The organism is Okeania sp. SIO2F5, assembly GCF_010692685.1.
GTDB classification, from domain to species: Bacteria; Cyanobacteriota; Cyanobacteriia; order Cyanobacteriales; family Microcoleaceae; genus Okeania; species Okeania hirsuta.
Genome location: NZ_JAAHGU010000200.1, coordinates 1 through 10,657 on the forward strand (window position 1 = coordinate 1; position 10,657 = coordinate 10,657).

A 10,657-nucleotide genomic window follows, 5' to 3' on the forward strand; every position below is an offset into this window, starting at 1 on the left:
ACGCATCCTTAAAACTTTAACCTTTAGCGATCGCCTAATTTATGAAAAATACAGCTCATACAGTTACTTTTATGTTACATTATCAATATTTATGTAATATGTAAAGATGCCAGCGCTCATTGCTATAATTGTTGAAAAACTAATGAATCAACTATCATCAACTGACGATGACTTAGATGAAAGCATATTCAATGAACTTCACTCACCACCTATATTTCCCAGTCAAAACAATGGCAAAAAACAAGAGAGTTAAAGGAATTTTAGAATACACACTCCTACCTACTCTCATACCAATTTCATTGATATTACTATTCACAATTGCAGCAATATCAATCACTCCTGGAGAGAGTAGAGGAGAAATAGAAAAGACTGAAACTAAGGAGAGATAATGGGTTTAGGAAACGCACTTGCTAAAATATCAGGAGCTGCACAAAGCAACAGTTCATCACTTGCTAACGGTGAACACAGACTTGGAACTGCTAGTGATATAGTGGGAAAAGCAACAGCAGATTCGCTAACACCAGCTAATCCAGGCACACTGCAACCGCACAAGTCTATGGCAGACTTGCAGTCACCCGTAACCATTACTGAAGAACAATATCAAGCTCTCAAGGGTAAGGTTAACGAACAGGTGAAAGTTAATGCAAGCAGTGCCAAAGGATATCGAACTGCTGCCAGACTATTGAAAAGTGATTACAATCGTAATAATGCTTTCTATGGAGTCAAAGGGTACGCACGACAAGCGATTAAATATGCTGCCAAGTCGGCAAAACTGTTAGCAGGATTTGGAACGTATGCACAAGGTAAAAGGAAAGTTTTTGCTGGTGCTGCTGCTAACTATGAGCAAGCTTCCCAAAAAGCTGATGCTGATATAGCAGCAATTAGAAGCAAATTGAGAAGCTAACAAACATTTGACCTGATTTTAGGGGAGGCTGCAACCTCCTCTTGTCAATATATCACAAATAGAAAGGATATTATGTGGCAAGCGACATTTTTATTCAATGGCATCTTCACTGCTGCCATTTTAGTGGGATATGAAGCTGTGGGTTGGTGGCGACTGTTGATTCCTGTGATAGCTCTAAAACTACTAGCAACGATTGGATTGACTGGTTACTATTGGATTAAAAGAGGAGTTAGTGATTTCTGGGAACTAATAGCATTCACTATCCTAACAGCAACAGCATTTTTATCGGGGTTTAGCTTGGGAGCTTTTATCTGATGAACTTGGCAACTGAGAGAATTATAAGTCATTTAAATGAACTGCATGATGTGACTAAACTTTACTTGTTAGGTCAATCATTTTTCGGTATTTATGCAGTAATTAGTCACAATGAGCAACTGTTACATTTTGCCGTTGCATGGTCACTAGGTCATTGTGTTTTAGGGTGGGTTATTAGTAAAACATCAGCTCAGTTCAAAGAGTTAATTGATGTAATTCGTAGAGCTGAACAATTAGATTTTGATTCGGAAACTGCTGCCATATTGTACAGTCGTGAACAGGTATTTAATCAAGATGCAAAACAAATATTATCTCTTGGCAGTACTACAGATAACCAGGAGGCAATCGCACCGGAACTGGTAGAATCACAGGAAGCTGCCAAACAACCTACTTTCACACTATCAAAACGGGTGGAAGGATTGGAAGAACTGGAAGTAGCGGAAGTTGTTAAGCTAGCCGATTTTATTCGTACTTCCACCGCTTCCGATTCTTACATCATTGAGAATGTGTTGCATTGCAAAGGTAGAAGCTATCAGAAAGGTAAACAGTTATTGGAACAAATAAAAGCAATTTTGTAAAAAAGATTAAGGGAGAATGAAAGATTGCCGAATTGGATTAGATTGTCGCTTTTTCCATGCAATACATTCTATTACAAGCAATCAATGGTATAAATAATTAATCCTCCCAGATTGGTAGTCTGAGAGGAGTGTAATATAATTCCAATTATTGTTTATTTGGAATTATATGGAAAAGTAAAAACTCAATTCTACTTCAATTATATCATGAGTGAAACAAAAAGCAACAATTACGACAACCTTCGTGGAAATACAACCCCTGGATATTTAGATTCAGGTAATGACCTAAAGTATGCTTGTGAATCTATGAATCCATACTCACAACCACCGTCAGCATTTTTTGACCCTACAAACATGGGGATTGACGAATTTGAACAATCTTCACAAGAGGCTTTTGTGGGATTTATTCAGAATGATTGCCAAGGGTTTGAGTATTTTCTGAATCAGGGAATTAACAAAAAAACTTTCAAGAAAGCTATATGGCAACTGCTATTTTATATATGCGAAAAACTGTACAATCACGAGAAATTAAATAAGGCTAATCTTTATCTAGAATTAAAAACGATGGGGCAACAAAATATTATCAGTGAATTAGAAAAATTAATAAAGATTTCCGAATCTCTTAATTGGCAACTTGCTGTTTTTTCTGTGTCTAAATTAGCCCAGTTACCAGAAAACAAAACGCATTTTAAATCTATCAGAGAGCTACAGGCAAAAGAAGTTTTGGACAAGGCTGAAAACTGCATACTACAGACAGAATCCCTCCAAAGACTTCGAGATGAGTATGAATATCACCCAATAGATTTTGATGATTTATTAGCTCCGTTAAGAAGTAAATGGGCTGGAATTATAGCTTATGAATTACTAGACAATGATTTATCTCCAGCCGAACTAACTCAAAAATTCAAAGAGTACAAAGCACATAAAATTTATGTAGAAGATGTTTATAAAGTCTTAATAAAGCAAGAAGAAGAAGCAGAGGATAAGGAGATATTTAATCTGCTCAAAAAACCCCAGAAAAAAAATAATTATTTGCCTAATGATTTAGCTCCAGTTCAGAAATTTATTGAGTCAATTGGATGGGATGAAACTGCAGCAACAATGATAATTATGAGTGCTGTGGCAGGGATATTAGAACAAGGATTTAGTGTATCTATACCGGAGAAAAACTGGAAGGAGCGATGCTTGTCAATGTTTACAGCTCTTGTTTGTCGCAGCGGGAAAATGAAAACTCCATTAATGGGTGAATTAGTTTTTGACCCAATCATTAGTTTAGTTGAGGATGAGTGGAAGTGTTATCAAGAGGAACTGGAACAGTGGGAAAAAGAGAACAAAGATAAGAAACCAAGTGAACAAGCTCCGAAACCAGTAGAGCCACCTAAGCGAATCATGGGAGATTTAACTAAAGAAGCTCTATCAAGAGTTTTTCAAATGAATGAAGGCAATGGGGTATTGGTAGCTAAGGATGAACTCAGTGGTTTTTTCAAAGGATTGAATCAATACAAACGTGGTAAAGGTGATGATACTGAATTTTACTGTGAACTTTGGAACGGCAGGGTTTTCCCTCCAGAACGAGTAGGTGAGAAAAATATCAGTAATGGGATTTTCAGATGTCAATCAGGGATTCTAGGTGGTATTCAGCCCAAGATATTGCAATCATTATTTGGTAACGAAACAATTGGGAATGGCTTTTTTGCCAGGTTCAGTTGGTATTTAAGAGACACGGCTGAAAAATTTACTCCCACCTTTCCTGATATCGAGGATGAATCAAAGGTGGCTACAGTTAGTATTAGTAAGTTTATGAGGGGCTTCTATCAAAAGATAATGAAGCTGACGGCAACTGATTTCACCTTTAGTTCTCCGGCGAAGAAATATATCAAGCATCAGATTAATAAGATTGATGAAAGAGCAGATCAAGCTTACCGGAATGGTAAGGATATTGAGGAGGAATTTCTACTGAAGTTCCGGGGTAAATTACTAAGATATTGTGCTTTACTTCAAATAATTCATTATCCAGATAATCCATCATTGAAAATAAATAAAACTATTTGTCAGATAGCTTTTAATTTGTTAGCTGAGGAACTATTTTTTGTTAAGAAAATGATTTCTCTTAATGTTAGTAATAGCCAAGAAACATTACCTGATAGGTGGATAAAGATATTAGATAAAGCTGCTCAGTTAGATGTTGTTAAAGGTCGTGATATTCAACGTCAATATGGCCATAAAGCAGAAATAGTTAGGCAGGACTTTATAGATATGGCCAAAAAAGGATTAGGTTTTACTGTTGGTAAAGGCACTAGATTAGGATTTACTATAAATTCTTCGACAATCGACAACAATCATTTCTAATCCTTACACAGTATACATTTAAGTCTCCGACATTTCATTCGACAAAGTTCGACACTTTCGACACTTTTGATGAAACTGTCGGAGAAACTGTCGGAACTGTCGGGAACTGTCGAGCGATTTGTCGGGGCTTTTATTCCTTATCCTGTATAACTTTGAATTGAATTATGTCGAATGTCGAGCAGTTTATAGATACTCAAAAAATTCCGATCGCCACTATGGGACATATAGTTGGCCACAAACATAGTAGCTTATCTATAATTGGCCATCAATGAATGATAAAAATTAGTCTAAAATTTTCTAAGATATTAGAATTCTAAGATTAATTATTACGAGGGTCGTTGTGAAAAAAAAATCCTAATTCATAAAGAGAATATTGGGTCAAAAATTAAAAATATTCAGAGTATAAAGTTAGAGGTTGTTATTTAGAAAAGGTGGAGTAATAGTAGTAACTTTAACCTTGGCGGAGCCACAGTTTATGTATCTGCTACTGTTACTATCGCTGATGGCAGAATGTAAGTATTGAACAAATTCGGTAGCAATACTTTAGCGTCAGTGGCCTGCACCGTCCGTCTGTTTCATCATTATTTTTGTATTTTGTTATTATGTGAGGACGTGTGCAGGTAAAGTGTTGCAGCGTAGCGGTACCGAATTTGTCGCCGTTGTTTTTCGGTTGCGCTATCATTGTTTGCCGACTACTAAAGCTGCCAAAAACGCAATCATTGACTGAATTTTTTTAGCCATCCAAAAGACTCAAAGATTACGGAAACTTAATCAACGACGGCTCCCCTGAGACGGAACCTTAGAAAGAATTAATTTGTTTAAGGGGGGGCTTAATGGTTACTAGTGTTGAACAAAAAATTACAATTGAAAAATGGGAATATGCAGTTGAACATCCAGAAGATTTAGTGGATGAAGATATACAATTTGGCTTTAAGCTTATTAATAATAGAGAACAACAATGTTACTATTCATATTTATATGTAGAGAGTGGTCTGGTATTTGAGATGGTTAATAAAGGAAAGCCTGGTATACATAGAACAGTTGATGCAGCAATTGAGTATTTAATGTCTCTTGCTGATTATGTTGTTAGAGTACATCGAATTATACGTCTAGTTCCAGTTAAACTGTGCGTATAAGATAAATTATACGTGTGGCGTTGTTTTCTGTCCGTTTCCTCTCGCAACGCCATCTCGAGCAGAAACAGTTGATTCATTTTTGTTAGACTGTGCTAAACCAGCGGCACCAGCAATTGCTGTTCCAGCTAACCCGATTCCGGATGACCATTTGGCATCATCACTATCGGTAACTAAGACAGTAACTCCAATGATTCCACCAATCGTTGCAATAAAGATAGGGGTTATGGAGTAAATGAATTCAGGAGTGAGTAGTTTCATCTTTAGTAATCCTTCATGGGTGCAGAAATTGTTCTTTCTATGGCAAATCTTTGTACGAAGAGAGTTCTATTTCTAGGGAGTTTCGTATAACAGGTTCGCCATATTGACCTAAACTATGGAAAAAGTATCATTGACTTGTTCTAGTCTATCCAGGACTTAGCCAAAATACACCATCCATCGCTGTTCTTGCTTACAGTCCAGCAGGTATTCATCATAAACTTTCGGTAAGTGGGAAACCAGCCAGTTTTAACGGCTGGATGGAAACAACTCGACGGGTTTTAACCCGTAGTCAAAATTTGTGTTATAATTAAGTCTAAAGACAAAGACACTAAGACCTCTGAATCATGGTGAAAGCCCGATATCTAGTGGACGCTTCAGTTAAAGGGTAGCTAGCCGAAAAGGTGGCTCGGTGCTTGCCAGCACTCTGTTTCCAGCCGTTAGACAGCACGTTGTAACTCAGAGCGAGTGAATCAACCAACAACTTAAAAAGTAGCCTCAATGGTCGCCAGACCGGAGAGAGTAGTGGCAATTGGCACCGCCTTGTGAGCTGCTGCTGCATTCGTACTACGGTGCGGTGCTGGCAATGTGGCCGTTTCGAGCAATGTGGAAATCGTGGTTTTAACCCGATTTACAGCTCCTCTGAAGAATCCACGCGACTTTAGTCCGTGGAGTGTCAAAAGACTGTAAGAATATTTTAGCATCTTGCCATTTTCGGAAATGGCTTAAAGCTAGGGTTCGTGACTAAGTCTCCAAACTCAATTGTTTTGTATCCGTATTTATAGTTAATAAAAATGCCAGAATAAAATTTGGCACACACAAACCTGCAATTAGGGCTAAAACTAGAGACGCTGCAATGAGCGTGCCAACTAATCCTATAATTCTTTTGTGGCAAAACTTTTAAGTTCTTAGCTAGAAAAGGTATGCTATACCTTTCATCAACTATTTTTAATAGATAGTGAAAGCTGAAATCCCGTAAATTCGTTATCTAGTTTGTGATAGCAAAGAACTTGGTACTTAATTGCAGTTACTCTAGTTTTACGCCTTTAAGAATGGCAGAAATATTGAGGCGTTAGCGGAGCTTTGCGTCAACAATCGCCTCAATTAGTAGACTTTATGTATACCGCTAGCGTAAATCCTGATTAGTTTTGGTTAGTGAATTCAACTCTAAACATCGATCAATTCTAATATTGCCCAAGTGTGGGGACCAACAATTCCATCCACAGTTAAATCATTGAATTTTTGGAATTTCTTCACAGCTTCTTCTGTTGCTACACCAAATATTCCATCAACTACCAAGGAAGCATATCTAAGACCATTTAACCGTCTTTGTAGATATTCTACATCTTCTCCAGTGCTACCCAAAAACAGAGTAGTGCGGACAATTTTCCTTGTATCTATTACTCCCCAAGTTTGGGAACCAACAATTCCATCCACAGTTAAACCATAGTATTTTTGGAATTTCTTTACAGCTTCTTCTGTTGCTACACCAAATATTCCATCAACTACCAAGGGACCAAATCTAAAAACATTTAACTGTCTTTGTAAATGTTTCACATCTTCACCAGTGCTACCAAAGGTAAGAGTACGAAGAGACCTAGTTCTTTGAGTTCCAGTAAACATAATTTTCTCCTTGTTTTTTGAATTGATCAGGACTTACGCAGTAAAGCTATATATAGCGTATTAATTGGTCATCATTCAAGATAAACCCAGTATAATTAGTCTCGTTGCGTAAGTCCTACTCTATATTTTTATTATCTCCTAAATTTTTGAGCAGGTAGATAATGTGCATGAGTTATCACAATTAACTTTTTATTGTGGGTGGACGTGAATTTTCTATCACAACTTGACTTGATTAGAGAAATATTGTCTAATTTTAGCTGAAATTTTCCCTGGTGATGCTAACTTTAATAAACTTCAACATAGTGTTCGTTAATCTGCAAACCTTTTGCAAATTGCTGCTGAAAATAGAAAGAATCAGGCAGAAGCTTCCAAGCTTCAGGATTGGGCGGATAGGTTGATGGGTCGTAAGTATGATAATGGTTCTTGGGGCAGCAAGCTCAGTTTTTTTTGCCAAATCTACCCCTAGAATAAGTTGATTAAACTTGATTGAATTAATTAATTAATTTTTGTCATCCTGACTGGAATATAACCAGAATAATCAGAACAATTTTTCATTTTCAAATGACCACTATCATCTAACTCAACATAAAAATTATCAGGTTGATAGTTACGGTTTATTGCATCCCTACCTGGATAAGTAGGTCTATTACCTTGAAGAGTATAACCATTTCTTTGACGATGCATATTCATTTGTTGTTCAAAGTAAACTCTCCTACCATTAGGTCTAGTTACATTTACAACCATAGTTCCAAAATTTCCATTCATTTTTAAACGACCTTTATATAACAATCCGTTGACTTTCCATTGTAAATTCCATGTTCCGTTCATCCCTTCATTTATAACGCTACGAGTGATCAGGGGCTCAACTTTTACCTGAGCAAAAGCAACTTTTGCAGGAATTATTGTGGCAAATGATAAAGAAGTAGCGGTTAAAGCAACTAAACTGAAACTAAAAGCTTTGTTGAGGTTAGTTTGAATATTCATCTAAGGTTCCCTTGTTTTTAATTTGTTGATGTGGGAAGAGGTTGTTCTCTTTCCTTTCATGTCTTAATCATCTCCTAAATTTTGGCGAAGTTCGATAATGTGCATTAGTTGTCACAATTAACTTTTTATTGTGGGTGGACGTGGATTTTCTTACACATTGATTAGCAGTTAGGGGTCACATTCTGCCATGATAATAGTTTTGTGAGGAGATAGTGACATTTTCTTGGTTAACTGTCCAGTGAGGTGCGTATACTCAAGAGTGATTTTTATCTTCCAATAACTTATCAATTTTTTTGTACCTTTCCAGTCTCTGTATTTCATTTCCTATGCTTTCCTCTATCCAGGTAGAGCAGAGACTACTACGGCTTTTCCCCTGAAAATTGCCATAAACGTGTCGAATATTAAAACATGATTGGTGAGTCGAGCGCTTCAATATGTTGATGATTGATTTGTAGAATATACTCACTGTAATTAGCTACCTCATCCAATCCTGTGAAATTCAGAAAGAATTCAGTGGCGAGCCAAATAAACAAGATTAATATTAATTTTTTCCATTTCATGTTCATAAGGTTTTAGCCTCCGACTGAATCTATTCCCTATATTTCTGTTTGCGCAATAACTAGAAGTTTTGGTAGTGTATCAAAGAAGTGTGGATAAAGGAGTGAAGTACCTCAACTATAACGAAGTTTAGTTGAGGCTCCCCCATCTAAAATGAAACACTTTTAGATGAGGACTCCTTATACCTTCTGTCAGAGCGATAGTTTTAATAAGTGTATTTGAAGATGGCATCACCCAAAGCTTTCCAGGTTTCAGGACCCACCACTCCATCTACTGTAATATCAGGCGATGGAAAAGGAAAAGTAGCGTTATAATTTTGTTGAAACTCAGCTACTATTTGTTTGGTTTGACTATCATATTGGGCATCAAATATTACATTATCGGTAATAAGAGTCGGTCTTCCAACTGGTAGACCGAACCAAAAGATTGAAGATAACAATTGTTCAAGAAACCGAACAGCATCTCCACTATCCCCTTCTTTTAATACAGGCAAAGTTGATACAGTCATTGTTGATACAGTCATTTGAGAAAATTCCTTATTGCTTCATTACAAACAATCTAACCAAGGTTTATTTGCAGTAACGAAAATGGTACTTAATTTCAAGTCGAATGTTAAATAAGACTGTTTCTGGGAATTTTCCATAACCAATGTGCATTTCTAATTCACTTCAAAACAAAAATCCAATTTTTCTGGCAAAATTATTCACATTACTGGTGTTCATCTGAATTTGTGTTATCAAAGTGCAACCTTTGATTAAAAACATTACTAAACAGGACAATTGGCGATGCAAAGTGACATTATGGGAGCTTACAGTCCAGTGAAGGGTGTCTAGTGAACTGTACAGTGATTACTAGACACCTCACTACACAGTAAATATACCTATTGGAAAGTGTTCTTTTCTCAAGAGTTATTCTTCATCTTCAAGTGAAATTTCAAGGTCGCTCATTTCATTGTGAAGTTTTCTAAATCTGCTTATCTCATCAATTACACCGTTTTCAATCCATGGAGCACAATAAGCGCTTTGGCTTTTACCCGATGTTTCAGTGAGAAAGACTAACGCTTTATATATATAGTCAGGGACACTAACTGATATTTGTTTCATTTGTTTCTGACTACCTTTTTTGCCTCTTGACATATACTTATATATCACTTATAATAAAAGTATATTCAAGGAATAAATAGACTGGTGAACGGGAGAAACCGGACGAACTATAGGCTATTAAACCTTGATAATACAATACCAATACCTTTAATATACTTTATGGAGGGCTACATATCCAGTAACAACTTTAACTGCTACACAATTGCTAAAATTCATCGAGCTATTCAGTTTGCTATCGGTCAATCTGACTGGCTTTCACGGAAACAATTACTTGAAGGGCTTGCCTTCGCTGGCATTCCAATTTCATATCCACAACTATATAAAGATGTGGAATTATTGAAGTCATGCAATATCAGTGGGTTCAATCACTTCAAGGGCGATAGAGGATTTGATAGAAGTTCATCAGAAATTATCGTTGTGTTTCGATGGATGGCAACATACCGTTCGCGCGGTCAAGGTGTACTTCACCTACCTGAACTTTTGAAATTAATCAGAGATTACGACAATGACAACAAACAACAGCGCCATAGTGCAACAAATCAACCAATCGAAGTCAACTCAATCCCAGTCTGAAAAACAATTTCAACGTTTAGAACTCAGTGAAATTATTGCTGATGCTAAACGTACCGCTCGTGAAGACGCTATCACTTGGGGTAAAGCATATCAACATTATTATGCTGACTTCAAAGAAGATGCTCGCATGATAATTGTTGAAAAACTAATGAATAAACTATCATCAACTGACGATGACTTAGATGAAAGCATATTCAATGAACTTCACTCACCACCTATATTTCCCAGTCAAAACAATGGCAAAAAACAAGAGAGTTAAAGGAATTTTAGAATACACACTCC

At 36.7% G+C, this 10,657-nt stretch carries 13 protein-coding genes; 8 read left to right on the top strand and 5 right to left on the bottom strand.

The features are described from left to right. Positions 1–106 precede the first annotated feature (106 nt). The 6 genes from F6K27_RS30900 to F6K27_RS30925 all read left to right on the top strand — a co-directional run bounded on the left by F6K27_RS30900 (position 107) and on the right by F6K27_RS30925 (position 5,279). On the top strand, positions 107–253 hold the full coding sequence (locus F6K27_RS30900) for a hypothetical protein (protein ID WP_287300954.1): 147 nt from the start codon (positions 107–109) through the stop codon (positions 251–253). A gap of 135 nt (positions 254–388) precedes the next feature. Continuing rightward, the gene (locus tag F6K27_RS30905; protein ID WP_287279664.1) at positions 389–904 is read left to right on the top strand and encodes a hypothetical protein; all 516 of its coding nucleotides are present in this window, start codon (positions 389–391) and stop codon (positions 902–904) included. Between the two features lie 72 nt (positions 905–976). Continuing rightward, positions 977–1,219, top strand: a complete 243-nt coding sequence (locus F6K27_RS30910) for a hypothetical protein (RefSeq protein ID WP_287284752.1) — start codon at positions 977–979, stop codon at positions 1,217–1,219. Further along, complete coding sequence (locus F6K27_RS30915) at positions 1,219–1,797, top strand: hypothetical protein (RefSeq protein WP_287279673.1); 579 nt, start codon at positions 1,219–1,221, stop codon at positions 1,795–1,797. Before F6K27_RS30910 ends, F6K27_RS30915 begins: the two co-directional genes overlap by 1 nt. 204 nt (positions 1,798–2,001) lie before the next feature. Next, positions 2,002–4,143, top strand: a complete 2,142-nt coding sequence (locus F6K27_RS30920) for a DUF3987 domain-containing protein (protein ID WP_287279672.1) — start codon at positions 2,002–2,004, stop codon at positions 4,141–4,143. Positions 4,144–4,976: 833 nt separating this feature from the next. Continuing rightward, positions 4,977–5,279 (top strand): hypothetical protein, encoded by a 303-nt coding sequence (locus F6K27_RS30925; protein ID WP_287279671.1) that lies wholly within the window; start codon positions 4,977–4,979, stop codon positions 5,277–5,279. A 6-nt stretch (positions 5,280–5,285) separates the two neighbouring features. Here the strand turns inward: F6K27_RS30925 and F6K27_RS30930 are convergent, their stop codons facing one another. From F6K27_RS30930 to F6K27_RS30950, 5 genes are all read right to left on the bottom strand, one after another. After that, entirely contained in the window at positions 5,286–5,537 is a 252-nt protein-coding gene (locus tag F6K27_RS30930; protein ID WP_192901060.1) for a hypothetical protein, read from the bottom strand. Positions 5,538–6,701: 1,164 nt separating this feature from the next. Next, positions 6,702–7,157, bottom strand: a complete 456-nt coding sequence (locus F6K27_RS30935; RefSeq protein ID WP_287279670.1) for a peptidoglycan-binding protein — start codon at positions 7,155–7,157, stop codon at positions 6,702–6,704. 495 nt (positions 7,158–7,652) lie between these two features. Further along, on the bottom strand, positions 7,653–8,141 hold the full coding sequence (locus F6K27_RS30940; protein ID WP_287279669.1) for a hypothetical protein: 489 nt from the start codon (positions 8,139–8,141) through the stop codon (positions 7,653–7,655). A gap of 763 nt (positions 8,142–8,904) precedes the next feature. Continuing rightward, a complete protein-coding gene (locus F6K27_RS30945) occupies positions 8,905–9,222 on the bottom strand; it encodes a peptidoglycan-binding protein (RefSeq protein WP_124143799.1) in 318 nt (105 codons plus the stop codon). A 385-nt stretch (positions 9,223–9,607) separates the two neighbouring features. Further along, positions 9,608–9,835 carry a hypothetical protein gene (locus F6K27_RS30950; RefSeq protein WP_287279668.1) on the bottom strand — a complete coding sequence of 76 codons (228 nt, stop codon included), beginning with the start codon at positions 9,833–9,835 and terminating at the stop codon, positions 9,608–9,610. A gap of 126 nt (positions 9,836–9,961) precedes the next feature. On the opposite strand from F6K27_RS30950, the gene F6K27_RS30955 reads away from it, so the two are divergent. Together F6K27_RS30955 and F6K27_RS30960 are read left to right on the top strand one after the other, a co-directional pair. Next, positions 9,962–10,375, top strand: a complete 414-nt coding sequence (locus tag F6K27_RS30955) for a hypothetical protein (RefSeq protein WP_287279667.1) — start codon at positions 9,962–9,964, stop codon at positions 10,373–10,375. Beyond that, positions 10,332–10,634 carry a hypothetical protein gene (locus F6K27_RS30960; protein ID WP_287279666.1) on the top strand — a complete coding sequence of 101 codons (303 nt, stop codon included), beginning with the start codon at positions 10,332–10,334 and terminating at the stop codon, positions 10,632–10,634. Before F6K27_RS30955 ends, F6K27_RS30960 begins: the two co-directional genes overlap by 44 nt. Positions 10,635–10,657: the final 23 nt, after the last annotated feature.

Bases quoted from the DNA above. Each gene is read 5' to 3' on its own strand.
- F6K27_RS30900 (WP_287300954.1), top strand. From the start codon at position 107: ATGCCAGCGCTCATTGCTATAATTGTTGAAAAACTAATGAATCAACTA.
- F6K27_RS30905 (WP_287279664.1), top strand. From the start codon at position 389: ATGGGTTTAGGAAACGCACTTGCTAAAATATCAGGAGCTGCACAAAGC.
- F6K27_RS30910 (WP_287284752.1), top strand. From the start codon at position 977: ATGTGGCAAGCGACATTTTTATTCAATGGCATCTTCACTGCTGCCATT.
- F6K27_RS30915 (WP_287279673.1), top strand. From the start codon at position 1,219: ATGAACTTGGCAACTGAGAGAATTATAAGTCATTTAAATGAACTGCAT.
- F6K27_RS30920 (WP_287279672.1), top strand. From the start codon at position 2,002: ATGAGTGAAACAAAAAGCAACAATTACGACAACCTTCGTGGAAATACA.
- F6K27_RS30925 (WP_287279671.1), top strand. From the start codon at position 4,977: ATGGTTACTAGTGTTGAACAAAAAATTACAATTGAAAAATGGGAATAT.
- F6K27_RS30930 (WP_192901060.1), bottom strand. From the start codon at position 5,537: ATGAAACTACTCACTCCTGAATTCATTTACTCCATAACCCCTATCTTT.
- F6K27_RS30935 (WP_287279670.1), bottom strand. From the start codon at position 7,157: ATGTTTACTGGAACTCAAAGAACTAGGTCTCTTCGTACTCTTACCTTT.
- F6K27_RS30940 (WP_287279669.1), bottom strand. From the start codon at position 8,141: ATGAATATTCAAACTAACCTCAACAAAGCTTTTAGTTTCAGTTTAGTT.
- F6K27_RS30945 (WP_124143799.1), bottom strand. From the start codon at position 9,222: ATGACTGTATCAACAATGACTGTATCAACTTTGCCTGTATTAAAAGAA.
- F6K27_RS30950 (WP_287279668.1), bottom strand. From the start codon at position 9,835: ATGTCAAGAGGCAAAAAAGGTAGTCAGAAACAAATGAAACAAATATCA.
- F6K27_RS30955 (WP_287279667.1), top strand. From the start codon at position 9,962: ATGGAGGGCTACATATCCAGTAACAACTTTAACTGCTACACAATTGCT.